The sequence below is a fragment of the Vibrio sp. R10-SF1-ISO8 genome (assembly GCF_059833805.1).
In genome coordinates this window covers 934,082-954,119 of sequence record NZ_JCBDHL010000021.1, presented here as the reverse complement: position 1 = coordinate 954,119, position 20,038 = coordinate 934,082, and the positions used below count along the sequence as shown (strand labels likewise).

Annotated in this window: 15 protein-coding genes and 1 pseudogene; 5 read left to right on the top strand and 11 right to left on the bottom strand. The window is 42.5% G+C overall.

Translation table 11 applies throughout. The features are described 5' to 3' along the window. Positions 1-26 precede the first annotated feature (26 nt). Entirely contained in the window at positions 27-395 is a 369-nt protein-coding gene (locus AC6R00_RS22450; protein ID WP_500642002.1) for a VOC family protein, read from the bottom strand. A gap of 364 nt (positions 396-759) precedes the next feature. Then, positions 760-1,311, bottom strand: coding sequence for a sugar O-acetyltransferase (locus tag AC6R00_RS22445; protein WP_500642001.1), 552 nt, complete (start codon positions 1,309-1,311; stop codon positions 760-762). A gap of 183 nt (positions 1,312-1,494) precedes the next feature. Here AC6R00_RS22445 and AC6R00_RS22440 point away from each other — a divergent pair. Further along, positions 1,495-2,555, top strand: a pseudogene (locus AC6R00_RS22440) (cytochrome-c peroxidase). Then, entirely contained in the window at positions 2,542-4,875 is a 2,334-nt protein-coding gene (locus AC6R00_RS22435; protein WP_500642000.1) for an ATP-binding protein, read from the top strand. Before AC6R00_RS22440 ends, AC6R00_RS22435 begins: the two are co-directional and overlap by 14 nt. Positions 4,876-4,948: 73 nt before the next feature. Here AC6R00_RS22435 and AC6R00_RS22430 read toward each other — a convergent pair whose 3' ends face one another. From AC6R00_RS22430 to tssI, 5 genes are all read right to left on the bottom strand, one after another. Next, entirely contained in the window at positions 4,949-5,305 is a 357-nt protein-coding gene (locus AC6R00_RS22430; RefSeq protein WP_500641999.1) for a PilZ domain-containing protein, read from the bottom strand. 209 nt (positions 5,306-5,514) lie between these two features. Beyond that, on the bottom strand, positions 5,515-6,483 hold the full coding sequence (locus AC6R00_RS22425; protein ID WP_500641998.1) for a hypothetical protein: 969 nt from the start codon (positions 6,481-6,483) through the stop codon (positions 5,515-5,517). 57 nt (positions 6,484-6,540) lie between these two features. Next, on the bottom strand, positions 6,541-10,077 hold the full coding sequence (locus AC6R00_RS22420; RefSeq protein ID WP_500641997.1) for a hypothetical protein: 3,537 nt from the start codon (positions 10,075-10,077) through the stop codon (positions 6,541-6,543). Next, on the bottom strand, positions 10,067-10,870 hold the full coding sequence (locus AC6R00_RS22415) for a DUF4123 domain-containing protein (RefSeq protein ID WP_500641996.1): 804 nt from the start codon (positions 10,868-10,870) through the stop codon (positions 10,067-10,069). Before AC6R00_RS22415 ends, AC6R00_RS22420 begins: the two co-directional genes overlap by 11 nt. After that, positions 10,867-12,975, bottom strand: a complete 2,109-nt coding sequence (gene tssI / locus AC6R00_RS22410) for a type VI secretion system tip protein TssI/VgrG (protein WP_500641995.1) — start codon at positions 12,973-12,975, stop codon at positions 10,867-10,869. The genes AC6R00_RS22415 and tssI overlap by 4 nt, the downstream gene beginning before the upstream one ends. Positions 12,976-13,236: 261 nt before the next feature. Here tssI and AC6R00_RS22405 point away from each other — a divergent pair, with 261 nt between their 5' ends. Both AC6R00_RS22405 and rarD read left to right on the top strand, forming a co-directional pair. Continuing rightward, positions 13,237-14,196, top strand: a complete 960-nt coding sequence (locus tag AC6R00_RS22405) for an AEC family transporter (protein ID WP_500641994.1) — start codon at positions 13,237-13,239, stop codon at positions 14,194-14,196. Between the two features lie 123 nt (positions 14,197-14,319). After that, a complete protein-coding gene (rarD, locus tag AC6R00_RS22400) occupies positions 14,320-15,210 on the top strand; it encodes an EamA family transporter RarD (protein ID WP_500641993.1) in 891 nt (296 codons plus the stop codon). Positions 15,211-15,257: 47 nt separating this feature from the next. Here rarD and AC6R00_RS22395 read toward each other — a convergent pair whose 3' ends face one another. Further along, entirely contained in the window at positions 15,258-16,676 is a 1,419-nt protein-coding gene (locus AC6R00_RS22395) for a basic amino acid/polyamine antiporter (RefSeq protein WP_500641992.1), read from the bottom strand. A gap of 496 nt (positions 16,677-17,172) precedes the next feature. Next, positions 17,173-17,394: a hypothetical protein gene (locus tag AC6R00_RS22390; protein ID WP_500641991.1), complete on the bottom strand. Its 222-nt coding sequence runs from the start codon at positions 17,392-17,394 to the stop codon at positions 17,173-17,175. Between the two features lie 292 nt (positions 17,395-17,686). On the opposite strand from AC6R00_RS22390, the gene AC6R00_RS22385 reads away from it, so the two are divergent. After that, a complete protein-coding gene (locus AC6R00_RS22385) occupies positions 17,687-18,553 on the top strand; it encodes a patatin-like phospholipase family protein (RefSeq protein ID WP_500641990.1) in 867 nt (288 codons plus the stop codon). 339 nt (positions 18,554-18,892) lie between these two features. Here the strand turns inward: AC6R00_RS22385 and AC6R00_RS22380 are convergent, their stop codons facing one another. Then, on the bottom strand, positions 18,893-19,495 hold the full coding sequence (locus AC6R00_RS22380; protein WP_500641989.1) for a 2OG-Fe(II) oxygenase: 603 nt from the start codon (positions 19,493-19,495) through the stop codon (positions 18,893-18,895). A 113-nt stretch (positions 19,496-19,608) separates the two neighbouring features. Beyond that, positions 19,609-19,947, bottom strand: a complete 339-nt coding sequence (locus AC6R00_RS22375; RefSeq protein WP_171321471.1) for a DOPA 4,5-dioxygenase family protein — start codon at positions 19,945-19,947, stop codon at positions 19,609-19,611. Positions 19,948-20,038: the final 91 nt, after the last annotated feature.

Genomic DNA, 20,038 nt, shown 5'->3' with positions numbered 1-20,038 from the left:
AGCTAAGCGACTGTTAATCTATCCATTTAAAGGTAGGTACTAACCTCAATCAGGTTTGAGTCAGGGTCGAGAAAGTAAACAGACTCAATCGCGCCAGTCGCGCCCGACTTCTCAACAGGCCCCTCAACGATGGTTACTTGCTCTGCTTTAAGATGATTGATGATCTCTTCCATTTTCCATGAAGAGATCAAACACAGATCTCCAGAGCCTACTCTTGCCCTGTTTCTTGGCTCTTGCCCAAGTAATTGAAAGTTGATTTTCTGGTTACCAAATTGAACCGCTTTACGCCCACCAGAAAAAGTGAGCTCCTTCATTAGCAGTACACGTTGGTAAAACGCCACTGACGCGTCAATATCTGAAACTGTCAGCACTATGTGGTCAATATGGCTAATCATAAAATCCCTCGATTATTAGGGTCTGTTGACCTTTTGCGGTTAAATTTTGTTCGAGATAAAAGCGCTTTAATCGCGGCGAGTGGCGGACGGCTAGTTGTTTGTCGCCTAGTCATTCTAAGCAAAACACCTCTCAACAAAGAGTAAAGCGCTTTTAGCCGACCCCTTCGGGCAGCGTTTGTGGCTCCTTTCTGCTGCGTTATCGGCTTATCAGGTAGAGCAACTACAATTCAAAGCCTCTGCCTTGCATTAAGAACCCACAAACTGCTGCAAAAATCAGCTCAAAAGGTCAACAGACCCTAGACTCCGACTTGCCCTCTCGCATATTGAAACTTGTTCATGGAGGAGTCAAACCCGCCGAGTATTATTAATCCTGATTTAAACGCCGTATCAGTTTTGCTGGCGTACCGCCATATAAACAATCTGCTGGTACATCGCTGTTCACCACTGAATTTGCCGCTATTACCGAACGTGCTCCTATTGTTACTCCCTGATTAATAACACAATTGCCACCAACCCAAACGTCGTCTTCGACGATAATCGGTTTACAGTACGTTTCCCACTCTCTTCGCTTGTTAAAGTCTAATGAGTGTGACGCAGTGTAAAATTGTGTGCTAGGACCAATCAGTACATTATCACCAATGGTAATTTTTGCCCCATCTAGCATAACTACATTCATGTTGATAAAGGTGTTGTCGCCTATTTCGACGGTTTTACCAAATTCACAATGAAACGGAGATTGGACAACGCTATGACCAAAGCCTGCAAATAGAGATTTAAGAAGCTTCTGCCTCTCGCTTGCCTCTATCTCTAGATTAAGGCTTTTCAATGTATTTAAGGCATGATTTCGAAGCGTATCGATTTCTTGATCAGCACCATCAAACCGCTGACCTGACATCATTTTTTCTAGTTCAGACATGACAACTACTCTTTGATTAAGACACTGCGAAGCTAACAGCTTTATAGAAGCTTAAAAAGAGTAAAGACAGAGAAACAGTTTTCCTATTTTCAGTCGAAATTTATAGCACAACGCCAATATGAAACTATATTTATAACTATAACCATAAGAAATACCTTTGGCTTAAAAAATACGGACTAATAAATGACAAAAAATCAAAGGTCAGTTGCCATAATACTTGCCATAGCATTGGTAGGTATCGCTCCGCTATTTTGGCTAATACTGTATAGCGGAGAAAACGCTCATAGCCACGACGATGAGCACCAACATCACACTCTTTCAGCAAATATTCGGAAAGACCAATCTCCGAGTACAAATCTTGTGTCTCCAATCCCTTCAGACCATCAAGTGGATAAGGCTCAAGCAAAAATAGGCTGGCTACTATTCAAAGATCCGCTACTCTCTTCCAATGGGCAAATCAGCTGTGAATCATGCCATGATTTGAGTAGTAATGGGGCAGAGCCAACCGCGGTGTCTACTGGTGTCGAAGGGAGCGGAGATAGAAACTCTCTTACCGTTTTTAATGCAGCATTGAACTACCGCTTTTTTGGGATGGACGAGCTAATTCTTTGAATGCTCAAATTGATGGCCCTATACACAGCAACGTTGAGATGAACTCTAATTGGAAAGATATCAGCGAATATGTTGCAACCTCCCCTCAATATTCCCAACTCTTTGATGAGCAGCAAGTCGAAGTCAATGAAGCGACAATTAAATCTATGCTCGTCGAGTTTATGAACGCCCTTGTCACACCAGACTCTCCTTTTGACAAGTATCTATCCGGCGATAAAAGTGCCTTAACCACGCAGCAAATAGAAGGATGGAAACTCTTCCAACAGCACGGCTGTATTCGCTGCCATCGTGGCACCAATATCGGAGGTGGTATGGTGATGAAATTTGGCTTGTATGGACAGGAGTACAACGGACAAGAGCGTTCCGCTGATACTGGCCGTCATATGCATACTAATAAGCCGGAAGACATGTATATCTTTAGGGTAGCAAGTCTAAGGAACGTCGCCACAACCCCACCCTATTTTCACGATGGGCAAACACACAACCTTGAAGACGCTATTGAGATTATGGCGCGCAGTCAGCTTGGACTTTCACTGACAGCGAAAGAAGTAGACGCTATTAGTGCTTTTTTAAATACCTTGACGGCCGAACGGCCTGCCATCCTTGAGGAGTTTGAAAATGAACTTTACTAAAATCTTGTTTTCGCTCGCTTCAGTATTGTCTTTATCAATTGGCACTCTAGTGTACTTTCTCTACCAAGAACATAAGCAGATTAGTCAATACTCCTCCTCTGTTAGCGCTTTAGGTCATGAGCTCATTGAAGTTCGTGACGCAGTAACCAATCATGCCCTCTCTCCCCAGCTAGACCCTTACTTTCTAAATGCTGAAATCGTCAATCTGGAAAAGGAGAGTAAAGATTTGCTCACTCACTACCAAGAAACGTCCAAATTTGGCCTCTACAAAGAACAAACAAGTGAAGTCATGACCCAGTTCCACCAGTCTTTGCTGCGTTTGTCAGAAACGCTGGATAAGGTAGTCGGGCTGATTATTGTTAAAGATGCCTTACTCACATCAGTTCTAGAACATGTAGAACTCGGCACCGAGAGTTCTGGTTTAGAGCGAGATGCCATGGCCAAGAAAATACATCAAGACTCGAAACTGGATAACATTCCCGCCAAATTGGAATCAACGGTTTCAACCTTTAAACAAGTAGACACACAAAGACGTGAACTCTTTACGGCACTACTATCGCCCCAAAATTCAGAGTTTGTCGAACATACCGAGAAACAACTAAGGCAACAAGCGATCAGTGTTCAGAATAAAGTGTTTCAGTTACTCGCAGTATTAGCCGTCGTGATTTTTTTGTTCGTCATTTACACCTACATACACAGACTACAAGAATTAAGAAGAAACAATCGTGCTTATCAAGAGGCCATTGATCGAACAGAAAAAGCTAATCACGCTAAATCTATTTTCTTGGCCACCATGAGTCATGAGCTAAGGACACCTATGAGTGGTGTACTCGGTGTCGCACAGATGATTCGTGAAGACACCAAAGAGTTAGAAACTAAAGAACACGCCGACATAATTATTAACTCAGGCAATCATTTGGTCACGCTGCTTAATGACATTCTTGACTTCTCTAAAGTTGAGGAAGGTAAGCTTGAACTCGAACACACTCCATTTTCAATGAGAGAGCTTGTACAACCTTTGGAAAGCACGTTACGACCTTTGGCGCAAAAAAAGAATATCACACTGACTATCCCGCATTACCCGTCCGATGATTTAAAACTGGTTGGGGATGTCGCACGTACAAGGCAATTGCTATTCAACCTAATTGGAAACGCGATTAAGTTCACTCAACAAGGAAAAGTCGAAGTCGACATCAGGGTTAACGATTCTGGCTCAATCGGCGTACTATTTACCGTAAGCGACACTGGCATAGGAATTGAGGACGATAAGCTAAACAATATTTTCATTCCTTTTGAGCAAGCCGAACTTTCCACTACTCGAAAATTTGGTGGTACAGGCCTTGGTCTTTCTATTGTGAAAAAATTGGTCGACTTAATGGAGGGCGATATTTCAGTCTCAAGCCGAGTTGGCTACGGTTCTAAGTTCGATATTTTCTTGCCTTTAGAAGTCCAACAAGAAGTTGTGGATTTAGGTAACGTCGGAGAACCCGCTCTAAATGATTCTGAACTTTTTCATAAAAAGCGCATACTTTTGGTTGAAGATAATCGCGTTAACGCCGTCGTCGCGAAAGGTTTCCTTAAAGATTACGCACAAGACATCACTTGGGCAGAAGACGGATTGCAAGCCCTAGAGGTTTTAGAAAACGAACAGTTCGATCTTATTGTTATTGATAACCACATGCCCAACCTAAGCGGTGTTGAAACCATCAAGCGAATTAGAGAAACGCTAAAGCTCAATACGGTGATTTTCGCCTACACCGCTGACGTCTTTAAAGAAGCTCACGACTCGCTTATCGCAGCTGGCGCTAATTTTGTGCTGACTAAACCTCTTCAGAAACCTAGCCTAGATGTAGCACTAAAACAGTTTTCTAGGGAGATAATCGCAAGTTCGTATAATGACAATAACGGAGATACTGTCATACCGTTGATTCGCCACCCAGCGAGTCAACTCGCCCTGACAGAAGAGGAGTTATCTGCAAGTTTTGCCTTCAACGACCCGTCATTAAGTCGTGTTACTAAGCTGGAGTTGCTAATAGGGTTAAAGGCAAAACTCAATACTCTCACAGACCAACTCATTGATGCCTACTCAAGTTCAAATCTACCGTTATTAATTGAAGCTTTACGTCAAGTAGAAGCATCTGCATCTGAGCTTGAACTCGAAGAGGTGCAGGCTCTGGCTAACATGGCTAAAGAGAGTTGTGAAAAGAACGAGCTACCCAACGTCGAACACTTACAGCAGTTGATCAATCGTATGTTGGTGAATCTCCATCAAGCTCAGCGGCTTACTATGGAGTTAAGTCGATCAACGAAACATGCATAATCTTTTGAGAATCTAGGCATCCTTAAAACGACAAACGGAGCCTTCAGGCTCCGTTTATATATTATTAGTGAGATCAGGCTGCGGCTTCTCTTAACCGAGCAAAGAAAACGGGATATTTACTTCGAATCTTTCTTTGTTCATCAACCATGATTTTGAAAGTCGGGCCTTTACGTAACTGAACAATTACTTCATCACGATCAAATCGCAAGACTGCACCTTCGATTTCCACGCGACTCTCATCATTAAGGTTAAGCATTCCTTTAACCGTAAGACCTTTGTACATAGTGTTCGAGTTGGCTATCACCATTCTAATACCACCTTCAGAAACTTCCGTTACCTGAAACAGCTCATCTCCGAGCCTAACAAAAGGCCTAGCGCGTTTCGGGTACCTTAAACGGTAATACTGTCGTTTCTGTATATAGCTACTCATGGTCCTGCTCCGTGCTACTCATAGCTAGGTATAATCCTTAAGTATACCCTTTCTACGTAAAAAATGATGCAAATAAGCACTCGTTATTCTACTTCCACTTTACTATATCGGCAATGAATTGGTTTTTTGAAGGTTTGAGCTAGGTTGAGGTTGTAAGAATGTGAGACTGGTTAGTTTTGACAAAGCCGCTCGGGAGAGCGGCTTGTTAGCTAAGAAGCTATGGCTTTGGCGTCTTCGGAAAAAATATTAATTGCAGGCCCTGTGGCTGGCTGTGAACGTTGTTTCTCTTCGAGTTGTTTCATCTCTTTTTCAAACTGTTCATCCGTCATATCACGCCAATATCTAGGATTACGATGAGTAGATTTATCATACGCAGCCGTGGTTGGGTCTTTCTCTCGAGCTGGTTCAAGAACCATAATATCTGGCATTGGCTGGCTAACGTCCATATACCTTTGGATCATATTCCATAACCGATGATATTCAGACACCATCTGGTTGGTACCGACAAAATTATGTAGAGGAACACCAACAGAGTATTCATGATAGCGATGAATGAGTACTAAATTGTAATTTAAATGCCCTTGCGGAGAAGGAGCAGAGATAAGGACACAGTCAAACTCGATAAATGGATGCTCAAAACGCTTTCTATTGCCCTTTTTAAATAAAGTGACCATACCAGTTTGTCTATTCAGCTCGAAAAGTATTTTACTTTTTAAGAAAGGTGCTAAGAACAAATACCCTCTATCAATCAGCTTAAAATGCCCATAGATAAGTAAGCACGGCAACAAACCATAAAATGATAAACCATAAAATAGCGAAGACATAGCTTCCCAGCCTCCTTCATCAATAGCTAGCGTAAAAATTATTATAAGTAAATATGCAAACGGTAAGAAAAACAGCAGTCCCATTTTAGCCGAGCCTGCAATAAATAAATAAAACTGCGACCAGTTTGATAGTGTTTCACAAGTTAATGTCTCTTCATTCCAAAACATCGGCTTATCGTTGTTTTCTTCGAGTACTTCCATTGAGGACGGTTTAGTATCTTTCGCGAATGAGGTTGCAATGCTGGTGTTGGCTTTGCTAAAACCGAAATCTTGCCCCTTAGTCAATACCTGACGCAGAAAGCCTTGAGGAGCCTTTCGAGCCTGAGGTTCAAACTGTTCTGAGTTGTAAGCCATTTTATTGCCTATCCTTTTGGTGCTTTATTTTTTAGTAGAGAATCAGGGATATTAACGTTAACTGGATGCTGGAATCACCATATTGATCCAACGCTTATCCTCTTCGGTAAAATCTGGATTAGTTGTTGGTACGCTCGGTTCATCTTGTTTCTCTAGGGGAAGTGCCGGCAAGTAGAGTTCTTCAACTTGCAGCCGAACTCGGATAACAAAGACGGGTAAGAACTCATACGTATATGATCGATTCATCCAAACACTATAGTCACTATATGATTCTGGGACTGCAAGATTATGTTGGATAAAGTATGCGATCCCTCCCTCTACGTCTTCCTGATGAATGATTGCTAGATCATGCTTGCCCTGATTAATAACGTTAGTTTCAATATCTGGGCCGTATACACTCGCTCGGCTTATTGTTTCTGTTTTACGCTGAATAGCCTGTCTGGCGTGGAAGTGTATATCGATAGAGTTTATGTTCAATAAAGACGCCAGGTTAGTGTTGAGATAAACAACATGGGTAGCGCCTAGTACTTTGAGCCGATTAGTGACTTCTTCAGAGAAAGAAGTTTCAGCCTCAATTCGGTATGACTTAATTGACACGTTAAATACCAAACTAATAAATCGATTATATGCCACCTTTGGATCTTGCAAGTGATTGTAATCTGAAGAAGGGTCAGCGCCAAATGGCCCATTCTTTAGCCATATTTCTATCGGTGAATCTTTAAAAAAGGTATAGAGCGCTAAACCAGTAACAGCAACCCCTATGCCTATCCATGCTATAGGTCCCATACCAAATAGAACTGGCGCACTGGTCGTAAACAGACCCGTCGCTATAGTCGTCACCAATGTACCGGTCGCGACCATTCCCATCGCTATACTCGCATCAATATCATTATTTTTAGCTAACTTAAACGTGTCCCATGCAGCAATGCCAGCTGTCAGAACACCTGCCCCGATGCCGATAAAATTTAAGCGACTGAGATTGTTTACGAGTCGCACAGCACCTTTTTGAAAAGTCAGTCGACTTACTGTACTTTCCGAAAATGCTATGACAGTTTTATGCGAGTTTGTCGCTAGCCAAGATGCATTTTTAGTGTATAGGTTAGATGCATGGGTAATTGCGACTCCTAGGTCTAGTAACGCACTAGAAAAGTTAGCAAACGAATATAATATGTCTTCTTTCTCTAAGACACTTTCCACATGTTTCCAGTTGTTCTTCAGATTAATCATCTCAATTACAACGATAAAATAGGGAACCCTGAATTTTTCGTAGGCGTTACTTGCAGTCAATCCAGACTTGTTTAAATCCTCTAATGTTCTTCTCGTATTAGCCTGATTTAATGCGTTAGCGATAGCGTTGTTTTCTGATACCACCACAACTTTTAATGGAAGTTTCGGACCAGTATCAGCTTTAACACCAGTGATGAGGTCGGAGCTTTTAAACGCATTTCTCCCAGTGGAAACAAACAGTTTTCCAGACTTATCGTAAAGGCGTCCCATAGGTGTCTTTTTATTACGGGTTTTAATGTAGTCACGGTCAGTTGCACTCAATCCATAGCTAAGACCATGACCATGTACGCCGACAACAGTTCCTTTATACTCAGCTCCACCCACTGGAGTGTACAATATATCCCCAAAAAACTTAGAGTTAGTCGCTTTCATTAAACCCAGTACAGGAGCGTAAGCACTATTGAACGCTATAACTTTTGCGTGTTCAGTTAAGTCTTTGCTTAGTGCTTGCAGGGCATCAAAGTAACCTTTAAATATTCCATCAGTAACATTAGCCAAACGTCTTTCTGTGTTGAACGCTCCTTCTTCATTATCATTAGCCTTGGACATAAATGCTAGATCCATGAATTGCAGCTTCTCATCATTTATAAGAAAGTCTTCTTGTGCCCAAATAGCTAAAGATTCTGGTGTTGCAAAACCTGAACCAGAGTTGTTCGGTGCAGGTGATATATAGTTCCCGTCTAATGTGATGCTGCTTTCTGGTGGAAACAAAACGGCATGCAACGGATGGTTGCTATTTGAAGTAATTATTTGCTTTACCGTCTCTAAATGCTGAGATGGCTCTTTGTTGGTGTTATTAGACATTTGATCTAGCTGATCTATGCTAGTACTTAATGCACCGATAGCATTACCTACGATGACATGCGCCGCCGCAGCGTTTATATCATTTAGTGAGCTTATATCTCGTAACACTCGTGCGATGCGTGTGTCTTGCAGTTTGTTATTTAGCTTCTCTTGGAGTAATTTCGTATCTCTACAGCATATTTGGCGCTCTACCGTTCTAAGAGTTCGATGAAAGCGTCCTCCTAAGTATTGATCAATATCATCTTTGTGTTCATAAAATGGATTGCCTTGCTCACCAAAGCTTTTTGGCATAACCATTTTTTGTACAAGTTCAGCACACTGATAGTATTTTTGGGTACTCATATCAACATATACTTGTTGCAGGTAACCCATTGCGAATAGTGTTAAGAATGTATGATGTCGCAAATCAAACAGCGGATCGTCTAATACAATCGCTCTCAATTGCCGTTGTTTGGCATCTTCTAAAAAATCATTGCTTTGTGACGTTGACCATGTGTCCTCTGTATTTAAATCTGGCGTTAATATTTCTTTTAAAACAGATTGTTTTACGCCGTATTCATACTGGAACGGTTTATTGTATTTTAGTATGTCTAATGCTCGGCTCCCGTCTGCGTTCGCCGAAGTTATTTCATCTTTGATTTCCTGATAGGTCTTTTTAAGCCAATTTCCACTTAGGTCTCGGCTCAGTTTGGAAGGTTCAGCTAGAAAAAACTCAAGATCTGGTTCCCGAACTCGCATCTCAGGTAGATCTTTTGTCCTTAAAACATCTATATCTCCTTCAATATTGAGTTTATGAAAAGCAATCGCCCGTTGAGTTAACTCATTTACGTTTTCTTCCAAATAGTTAAGATACTGTGAGCTCCACTGTGATTCTGAGAATGCGATATGTACTCTCGCACCCTGATTATTATCTTTAGCGGGAATCCATAGTTCCTTTAGTGGTAACCCCGTCGCAATTCGTTCTACATCTTTGAAAGGTTTATCTTTGCCTGTCCGGTATTTATATAGATGAATATCTCGGAGGGACATATTGCCATCATCTCCCGGGTGAACATCCACTTCTCGCCATGCTTTGTTGTTATAAAATATATAAATAAAACCAGCTCTAATCGGAGCGAGTCTGTCTTCATAAGTTACTTCATCTTGATATGTAGGAAGAAGAGTCAAAGGTAAGACTGAATGAACCAAGTAATCTTGCTCATCTTGCTTTCTAGGTATTGCCGTAACGTCTTGGAACAAAGGTAGCTTTATTGGGCCGTCTTCTGCTTCAATTTTTAGCCAAACATTGCGGTTTTTGCTTTCATCACACCAATCCCAGCTGTAGACAGTGGTATCGTCTAATTCAGGGTCGATAAGTTTTTTGTTTTCAAGAGCAGATTGCTGTGACATGTCAGTAAGATCGTAAAACTCAAAATCTTGCACTGAGCCGTGTTGAATGCCTGTAACTTCAACATAAAACTTTTTACCTTCACAAGCTGGGTTTGAAGCGAACTTAGCAGACATAGTTATACTCCCTAGATATCAACTGCTCTAACTGTTTCACAATATTCTCTGATGTTGGGTTGGTGTCCACCTGGTAGCGGTTATCTAGAGATATGTTATAGGTATGCACTAAATGGCGTAGTTTCGACAATAGTTTTGGTTGTTCAATTTGATGTTGTGTGCAAAAAGAACTTACGCTTTTCTGATTTTTCCAATCAAAAGCCTGTATATCCTCAGCTTGTGCCCAAGCATCTATTTCTTGTTCGATAAACTTATCGTTTAAACCTTGTTCCTGAGATTGGGTTAGTAGCCAAGTGGCTGAAGAGAAAGGGCTAAATTCCCCTTCGATATGTATCCATTCATTTGCTTCACTCTTTACTTGTTTATAGAAGCAGACAGCAGATAAACAGCCCAGCCATTTGCTTGAGTCCTCTTGACTAGCTCGGTAAAAGAAATAACTGGCTACCGATGGTAAATAATAGTGAAATAGCCCTTTTCTATCGCCATCGAACTGTATTTGCAATCGGTTTCGCAACTGATCCAACACTTGCTCAAAACTGATATCTAAGGATGCAGCAAAGTAGAGAGTTTCTTTCTGTGGTAATGAATTTATCAGTGCATCACCTTTCTTAAGTGAAACAACCAAAGGACTTCGATCAAGCAATGATTCTAGGGAGGTTGTTAAATATAAAGGCTCTACTGTGTGGTCTGAGATTTTTTGAAAAACTTCTGCCAACATATTGTCGTAATAATTCACTAATGCATACCAATTGACTCTTTGCTTTTGCTGCTTTTCATAGAGTGAGAGTTTCATGAATTGTTACCACACGGGCAGTCACTTAAGGGACAACTGCCGTCTGCCCGTTTTTGACACAATTGAGTGATAGGCATGTCAGCTTTAATATCAGCAATCACATGCTGGATAAGCGTCGGTGTCGGGTTGGCTAGAACTACCTCCTCCGGCGCCACCAGCGCCTCTAACCCCAACGGTAAAACAGGTGCTAACCCACCGTAGCCGCTGCCGCTTCCTGCGCTGCCACCAGAGTTAAGGTTGATAGCAGAGCCAACAACGTGAACACCGCCGGCATCGACTTTAACGAAGCTTCCACCAGCTTTAATCGTGATGGCGCTACCCGCGTCTAATACGATTTTGTTGCCTGCTTTTAGGTGTACTTCGTCACCTGCATCGATAGCCGTTTTACTTTTCACCTTTTGTTGCAGTCCACCACCAATATTGACGGACTTGTCGGCGATCACTCTTTCTCGGAGTTCGCCTTGAACTGTTAAGTGCCGATTGTTTTTCGTCAGTTCAAACTGGTCATTTTCTACGGTGAGATGTGAGTCATGCTTAATTTCTAACGAGTGATCGTTTTTTACCTCTATGTCGAAGTCTTTCTGCGCATGAACATAAATACGCTCTTTATCTGCTTGGTCTTCGAAGCTCAATTCATTGAAACCCTGTCCTTGGTAGGTCTCTGTTCGAATCGCGGTTTTAGTTTTATGTTCCGGGAGTGGATAGGGAGGAACATTCGTGGCGTGGTAAGTTCGACCTGTAATGATCGGTTGATCCGGATCGCCATTTAAGAAAGAGACGATAACCTCATGCCCCACACGTGGTAGCGCGACCATCCCATATTGATTACCCGCCCAGCCTTGCGACACTCTCACCCAACATGAGCTATTTTCATCATTGTTCGAATAGCGATCCCAATGGAAATGCACTTTTACTCGGCCGTACTCATCACAATAGATGTCTTCCCCTTCGGGCCCTGCTACAGTCGCTACCATTGGTCCGTCGACCTGAGGTTTTACAGTTGGTTCAGCTTGCCAAACATAATCTGTCGGTATCACTTTAAACTGATTGCTATAGGTAGTTTCACCACTGCCACCCTCTTCTTCTAGAGCTTGAGGCTGCTTTCCGACATGTTCTACACAAACAACTAGCCATTCACGATTAACTTCAGCGGTAATGTGTTCTTGCAGCTCGAACTTTTTGCCCGCAATAAGACCGGCATGGTTACTTTTTCCCAATGCAGTTCTCGCATCTCGACGCAGGTACGCTAGGCGCGCTGTATTAAATAAAGTTCCTGATGCGTCGTCTTTAAATCTCCCCGGGAAATCAAAGTGTTCGTATACGTCTGCTCTTTGGTAATCCATTTTAGTGCCGCGTGCGTTTTGGGCAAACGTATAAGTCGGCTTTTTAAAACTGTAGTCTTGAAGGTCGTTGTGACTGACTTCGCTGCGCACCCGAGTAGAAAACGTATTAATGAAAGGCTGCTCAACCACTCCCCCACTTATGCTGTTGTAAGGAATGGGCTGTGTCAGTTTGATAAGACCATCGTTAGCGTCGGTGAATAAAAGCGTATGTTTGCCTTGCTCATGGACAAAGCTATATACCATGCCTTCCTCTGCAGCCAATCGATGGAGGAAGTCGAGATCAGACTCTCTATATTGCACGCAAAACTCTCGCTGAATGTGTTCGTTCTTAAGCACAAAAGCGTATTCATTGATGCCCATTTCTTGCAGCAAAATAGACAGAATTTCGGGTACCGTTTTTAACTGGAAGATACGTGAATTACGTCGTAGTGCGAGTCGCTCTAGTGCTGGCACCATAGTCAGGGTATAGAAGGTATGATGATGACCTGTGTCCCCCTTGCCAAACTGGCGCACGATGCCATTTAGCCGTTGAACAATCACCCCATCTCGAACGATTTCAAAATCAACGCAGCGATCAACAATGTCGTTAGGTGATAGGTTAGGTTGACGGCTAGCAAGTTGAAATTCGAAGCGAAAACCATTGCAGTCAACACCATTACTTAACTTCGTGTGCGAGAACGAGTCTCGACCCGAATACTCGATAACACGCAATGTGTCTGGCTCTTGTCCATCGATTTGAATATTGAAGCTAAGCGTTGGCATTGTAACGTCCTTCTATTAGAGGCTTTCGACAGATAACTGTCCGAAGCAGTTACAAAGCAAACTTAATACCAAGAGTAATTATCAAAGTTTCAACAACTTACGTCGTTTCGAGACCTTCAATGAGCAACGAATTACCTCAATCAAGCAAACTCTTGCTCAGAAAGACCAATTAGTTAGCTAGCCACCAATTAATTATTATCCACCAAACACTTACAGTCTGGTATGGTGTAACCTAGGTTTTGCTTAGACTAGATGGAACTGATGGATATTCTTAACCAATTGCAATTTTCTCTCTCTATTACCGGGCCTATTTGTTTGATGCTCATATTGGGAATCGTGTTTAAGCGCATTGGTTTGATTAACGAAAACTTTATTGATATCGGCTCAAAGCTGGTCTTCAAAGTGACTCTCCCAACGATGCTGTTTTTGAGCATCGTGGTTTCTGAACACGACTTTTATGCGGCCAGTAGCTTTATTGCTTTTGGGGTTGTCTCTAGTGTGTTGTTTTTTATATTCTCCTCCATCGCTGTTAAAGGTCTTTTTTCCCAATCGCCAGATCAAGGCGTTATCGTTCAAGGCAGTTTCAGAGCCAATACGGGCATCATTGGCATTGCATATGTAGCTAACGCATTCGGCGAACAAGGCGTTGCGTTGGGAGCCATCTACGTTGCTGCTATTACTCTCACCTACAATATTCTGGCGGTCATCTGTTTGACACCTAAAGGGGCTGAGTCTGGTGAGAACGTTGGGAAGATGATGATTTCCACCCTGACAAAGAACCCGTTAATCATATCTATCCTTCTTGGACTGGCAGTTTACCTGCTCTCTATTCCTGTTCCTGATATCGCAGTGGATGCGGGTAACTACCTCGCTAAAATGACCCTCCCCCTTGCATTATTGTGTACTGGCGGTTCACTAAACTTAGGTTCATTAAAAAAGGAGCCCGGCCCCTCTTGGTTTGCCAGCGTCAATAAGTTGGTGATTGCCCCCGTGCTCATCACAGCTTCTGCTTATTGGCTTGGATTTCGCGGCCTTGAGCTTGGGGTTCTGTTCTTTATGAATGCAGCCCCCGTTGCCGCTGCAAGCTACGTAATGGCCCGTTCGATGGGAGGGAATTCAACTCTAGCCGCCAACATCATTGCTTTAACCACAGTGCTATCCACTTTAACGTGCACTGTGGGCGTCCTGTTGCTTCTTGGCCTAGATCTAATGCATACATAAAATCAATGCAAACCATTGTTATATAAAGATTTAAAACCCAATACTCTTTCATAAAATCTTTGCTTTACTTTTAGAAGGTTTAGGCTTAGATTTCGCTCAATTATTCCCCTTTTTGAGACTACTATGCCTGAGCAACGTTTAGGCAATGGAATGGCCGCTTTTTCGTTTTTACTATGGGGCCTGTTGCCACTTTATTATCAGTTTTTACCTAATGCCGCGACTGATGAATTGCTCGCGATGCGTTTGATTGCCTCGGTTCCGCTCGGAGCGTTGATTGTACTAGGCGTGACAAAGCGTCTACCAAATATTCGCGCTATCTGGGCAGACAAGCGCTCCCTTGCCTTTACCACTGCGGCCACAATCATGATGTCGATTTCGTGGTGTGCCTTTACGTGGGCGCTGACCAATGATCGAGTCATTGATGCCAGTCTGGGTTTCTTTATCAGCCCGATTACTATGATGGCTCTAGGTGTGTTTTTCTTGAAGGAGTCGCTATCCACGGGCAAGAAAGTCGCTCTAGTCCTCGCTTGTATTGGTCTCACCTATCAAATAATCCACTATGGCGAGATCCCATACATTGCATTAACAATGGCGATTTTCTTTACCTTTTATGGTTGGTGTAAGAAGAAAATTAATTATAACTGGAGCACCGGACTGTATGTTGAAGCTTTGGTGTTATTGCCTATCGCGCTTTTCTATATGGGCTACAAAGAAGTCACGGTCGGTACTGAGTCTTTGCATCAAGGCGCAACCACGCTCGCGCTATATTTAGGGGCTGCTCCCGCTACTTTGCTTCCATTAGTGTTTTATTCAATTGCAATTCGTTTGACCACTATGTCAACCATTGGGTTAATGCAGTACATCGAGCCGACTATCCAGTTTTTCCTCGCGATTTACTTGTTTGGGGAAGCCTTTGATGAGGTGAAGTTAATCAGCTTTAGCTTTATATGGGCGGGGTTAATCTTTACCATTTTTGACAGTTTGCGCTTTAAATATAGCGCCAAGTACAGATAAAAAAATCCCCTACCTTAATAGGTAGGGGATTTCTTCTCATAATCAGCTTAGAAAGCCAAACTCAAACTACCTTGCCAAATCATGCCTACGGCTAGCATTGCTATAACGCCTAACATGCCTGCTCCTAGCTTCTCGCGGCCTTCAAATGGGTTTATCCCCTGCTCTTTTTTCGCCTGTATGTAAAAGTAAAGTCCAGGGAGGTAGAGGATTGCAGAGAGCAGCAAGTAATTTAAACCCGATGCATAAAGCAACCAAATACCATAGAGAGTGGCACCTACACCAATAATTAATAAGCTACCTCTGTTTTTTTCCGCAATCGCAATCTTTAATACGAAAGCGCCGACAAAAAAATACGGCACTAAGATCATTTCTGAAGCGATGATCAATAAAGTGTCATAAGTACTGCCAGCAAACATGACGAACACGAGAGAGATTTGAATCCAAACATTGGTCAACGTAAGTGGCTTAACCGGGCTGCCCGCATTGTTTAACTCGGCATAGCGCTTAGGGAACATCTTCTCTTTCGCACACAAATAAGGCGCTTCGGATGCTAAAACCGTCCAGCTAAGAAATGCACCACAGACTGAAATCAGTAGGCCGACACTGATAATGTACTGACCCCAAGGCCCTAATATTTCGGTTAACACTTTCGCCATAGATGGGTTTTGATAGCCTGCCAGCTCAACAGGTTTTATCACCCCCATAGACAGCAATGTCACAAACACATAAATCGCTAACGCAGTAAGGAGACCAAGAATCGTCGCTCGGCCAATATCTTTGCGATTTCTTGCACGACCAGAGACAACGACGGCGCCTTCAATACCAATGAAAACCCAGACCGTTACCAACATGGTACTTTTTACTTGAGACATCAAATCATGCCCTTCACCAAAATGAAGCCCCGCGAAATCCAAAGTAAAAGTGTTCCACTGAAAAGCAAAAGCTGCGCAGACAATAAAGATAAACAAAGGCACTAACTTAGCGTAGGTCGTCACCATGTTAATCAGTGCTGCGGTTTGAACGCCTCGCAGCACCAAAGCGTGTACCATCCAAAGCAAACATGAAGCACCGACAACTGAAACAAGCGTATTCCCTTGGCCGAAAATGACGTTGTCTGGTGTATCAAACAACATTCCAAGTGTGCTAAAAACAATCACTAGATAAGAAACGTTAGCCAGCATGGCACTTAGCCAGTATCCCCAAGCAGAGCAAAAACCAACAAAATCACCAAAGCCTTCTTTTGCGTAGCCAAAAACGCCGCTATCGACATTCGGCCTATGTGACGCAAGCTTTTGAAAAGAAAGGGCGAGAAAGATCATGCCTACACCCGTTATCGTCCAACCGATCATTACTGCTGCTGGGCTGGCAACCGATGCCATATTTTGAGGCAAGCTAAAAACACCTGCACCGATCATCGAACCGATGACGATCGCAGTTAGTGAACTCAAGCCGAGTTTATTATCCATTATAGTTTCCGGTACAACCGTTTAGGAGGTGCAATACTACGCTGAAACAGATTCATAAGGCAGAGCTGATGTGAGCTAAGTCGCACATATGATTGGCAAATCGTAGATTTCATTGTCACCGATCAATTCAGGTTACGCATTATAATATCTTTACAATAATTAATGAAAAGAAATTAGCATTAAACACCACTCTAAAGATGTTTTTGCAAAATATATAACCACAAACAAAACATTTACAAACATATAATAGAAATGAAATTTAACAAGGATAACGACTAATTATCCATTTTTTTCGTAAGTTATTCATAGACCCAAGCATTCTTGTCAGATTCAACTAAGCTATTAAAAGGTAAAGGTGACTGTTCCGCACATTACCTCTCAATGATATCCATTACTTCCTGTTTGTGGGGTCGCTGAAAGGCGACCATTTTTTTGTGCCTGCTTTATGTAGCAAGCAATAAAAAAGCAGCCGAAGCTGCTTTTAGAATTCTACGATTTAGTGTTTAGAGCTTTCAGACCTGTGCCCGAATTCAGCTTGTTGATATATATCTGCCAGACTGCGATCTTTTCTCTGCTTCGCACTCTTTACTTTGGCGGCATAATGGTAATTTTGATCTTTGAGCGCCTTTTCATGAGCTTTTGCCGATTGGATAAACTCTGGATCGGACAACGCTTGTTGGCGTAGGCGGTTAACGCGTTCGATGGTTTCCAACAACATAATACACCCCCATTTACCTGTATTTATAACCAGTATAGTTCTTTGATGTTTCAAATCAAGAAAACACTGTATATAAAAACATGAACTAACTTTAATCTCTTGTTATCAATAACAATACTCTTAGGCAGTCCATAGGTAAAAGCGCCAATCTCTATATATTCAATAGTTCATACCTATTAAAAACTAAGAGCCGTTCATAGTTAATAGCTATTACAGTGATTCGTAACATCCATTTCTCACCACTTATCTAGCTCGATAAGATGCTTATCAAATCGAGAAATTGGATAAAGTTATGAAAGCGCTCGTCGTAGAAGGTGGAGCAATGCGCGGTATTTTCGCTGCAGGTGTTTTGGATTCATTTATTGAAAACGGCTATCAGCCGTTTGATTTTGCCATTGGTGTTTCTGCTGGGGCGTCTAACCTTGTGGGTTACTTGGCACAGCAGCACAAACGCAGTTATCAGGTCATCACCCAGCTAGCAACCAACCGCGAATTCTTTAACCCCAAACGCTTTATCAAGGGTGGAAACTTAGTGGATGTGAAATGGCTTGTTTCAGAATCAGACAAGCTGTTTCCTTTGAATAGAGAACAACTTTTTTCGAGTACACCTTTAGTTGCAACAACGACGAACATTGAGACCGGAAAAGCGGATTATTATCAAGTCACACCCGGCAACCTCAATTTGGCACTTGAAGCAACCAGCGCGTTACCCATCGCCTATAAGCAAACACCTTGCTTTTCGGGCGGATGCTATACCGATGGAGGCGTAGCGGACTCTATTCCCGTAATGGAGGCATATCGACGCGGAGCAAAAGAAATTACGGTGGTTTTGTCGCATCCTTTAAGCTATGAAATGCCTCAAACAAGAGCATCTTGGTTACTCAAAAGGTTGCTTGCGAAATACCCCATGATTGGTAAAGCGATGGCGAATCGAGCAACAAGCTACAACAAATCACTAGAGTTTATTCGTCACCCACCGAAAGATGTCACCATACGAGTGATTGCTCCGCCAGAAGATTTTGCCGTAAAACGCTTAACCATGAAAAAAGAGTTGCTCGACAAAGGCTACCAAATGGGAGTTCTTGAAGGAGATAAACACCTCGCAAGTCGCGATGGGGTCTATGGATTAACGGAAGAAAACTGTCATTTCTGTTTATAAAGCCTAGTAATTGCGGATTATGTTAGACTCTACGGGCTACATCCTATTATTTCCATCTGTATGAAACTAATTAAAGCTTTAAAACCATTAGGTTGGTTACTGCTCCACTTTTTCATTGGCGTCGAGCTCGCCTACATTTCTATCATCTTAATTGCTATTTTTGGCGCGGGTTATGATGGAACCATAGAGGAGATTCAACGAGACGAGCTAATGATAAACCTGGTGTACGCGGTTTTCATCCTCTATCAATGTTGGTCTGTCTATCGGTTTGGCTATAAAGGCCTTGTTCCCATATTAGTAAAGTCTCGAAATTAACAAAGGTCGCACTAAGCGACCTTCTTAATGCGCAATATCTAATGAATTATCTTTGACGCCATTGACTCGAAACCAACCAGCGATGCTGTAACGCTCAGTATTAGTTGGCAACACTTCATGTGGGAACTGCTCGGATAAAAATACAAACAGTCGTCCCGATTTTGGCGGAATCGTCGCAACATGCTTGTCGGCCAGATCATAAACCACCAGCTCGCCGGCATCTTGCTCCGACCACGCTTCATTCATATAGAAAACCGTGGTGAGACGACGATTTTCGTTACCTCTAAAGCAATCCAAATGTTTCTGATAGAAATCGCCTTTTTCATACTTGGCAAAGTGCGCTTCATACTCAAACAAGCCTAAGAAAAAGTGGCGGTTAGCTTCTAGGCGGATCTGCTCCATCTTGGACAGAAAGCTGGCTACTGGCGCTCCCATATCAGAGTGTAACCACTGAATTTTATCGCTACGAATGGCGCTTTCTCGTGTCAGTTCTTCATTACGCCCGATCCGCGCTTTGCTCCAGTCTTGAGGAATGCAGTCGCGTAGCTCAGCCACTTCTTGGCTTGAAAGAAAGTCGTCCCAAACGTAATAGCCCTGAGCAAACAAGGCGTCAATCAATTGGTTCATAGGTGTTGGAGTCCAATGATTAAATCAGAAGACGCCTTATACACAAGCGTACCATGAACCTACAAATCAGATTAATTGTCGTGACGACAAGCGAAGTGGTGCTGCTCTAGTCGTTAAAAGCGAGATAAATCAATTTTGACAGGCTCACCAAGCCAATAAGCGTACTCAGTGTGATCTTTGACATCATCGTCAGTGAGCGCATGAACCAATACCGTTAAACCTTCACGTTTGCTATCTAACCATGACACAACAGACTCAAATTCACTTGCCGTAAACGTGATTGAAAAACTCCACATAGTATGAGGGCCAACTCGCTTCTCGTTAAATCGACCTACTGGCAAATCAAATTGACTCAACACTTGTTCTCGGATTTGCCGGGCGAACTCGCAAGTCTGTTGATCGAAGTAAACATGAGCATGATAATTTTGATGAATATTTTTTGGATAAGACACAGGCAGTTAACCTATCGAGTGGATCATGGCGCTATCCTATCACTGTAGCGGATAAGACTCGCGCCAACTTACAATCATTACAAAACTTACG

Bases quoted from the DNA above. Each gene is read 5' to 3' on its own strand.
- AC6R00_RS22450 (WP_500642002.1), bottom strand. From the start codon at position 395: ATGATTAGCCATATTGACCACATAGTGCTGACAGTTTCAGATATTGAC.
- AC6R00_RS22445 (WP_500642001.1), bottom strand. From the start codon at position 1,311: ATGTCTGAACTAGAAAAAATGATGTCAGGTCAGCGGTTTGATGGTGCT.
- AC6R00_RS22435 (WP_500642000.1), top strand. From the start codon at position 2,542: ATGAACTTTACTAAAATCTTGTTTTCGCTCGCTTCAGTATTGTCTTTA.
- AC6R00_RS22430 (WP_500641999.1), bottom strand. From the start codon at position 5,305: ATGAGTAGCTATATACAGAAACGACAGTATTACCGTTTAAGGTACCCG.
- AC6R00_RS22425 (WP_500641998.1), bottom strand. From the start codon at position 6,483: ATGGCTTACAACTCAGAACAGTTTGAACCTCAGGCTCGAAAGGCTCCT.
- AC6R00_RS22420 (WP_500641997.1), bottom strand. From the start codon at position 10,077: ATGTCTGCTAAGTTCGCTTCAAACCCAGCTTGTGAAGGTAAAAAGTTT.
- AC6R00_RS22415 (WP_500641996.1), bottom strand. From the start codon at position 10,870: ATGAAACTCTCACTCTATGAAAAGCAGCAAAAGCAAAGAGTCAATTGG.
- tssI (WP_500641995.1), bottom strand. From the start codon at position 12,975: ATGCCAACGCTTAGCTTCAATATTCAAATCGATGGACAAGAGCCAGAC.
- AC6R00_RS22405 (WP_500641994.1), top strand. From the start codon at position 13,237: ATGGATATTCTTAACCAATTGCAATTTTCTCTCTCTATTACCGGGCCT.
- rarD (WP_500641993.1), top strand. From the start codon at position 14,320: ATGCCTGAGCAACGTTTAGGCAATGGAATGGCCGCTTTTTCGTTTTTA.
- AC6R00_RS22395 (WP_500641992.1), bottom strand. From the start codon at position 16,676: ATGGATAATAAACTCGGCTTGAGTTCACTAACTGCGATCGTCATCGGT.
- AC6R00_RS22390 (WP_500641991.1), bottom strand. From the start codon at position 17,394: ATGTTGTTGGAAACCATCGAACGCGTTAACCGCCTACGCCAACAAGCG.
- AC6R00_RS22385 (WP_500641990.1), top strand. From the start codon at position 17,687: ATGAAAGCGCTCGTCGTAGAAGGTGGAGCAATGCGCGGTATTTTCGCT.
- AC6R00_RS22380 (WP_500641989.1), bottom strand. From the start codon at position 19,495: ATGAACCAATTGATTGACGCCTTGTTTGCTCAGGGCTATTACGTTTGG.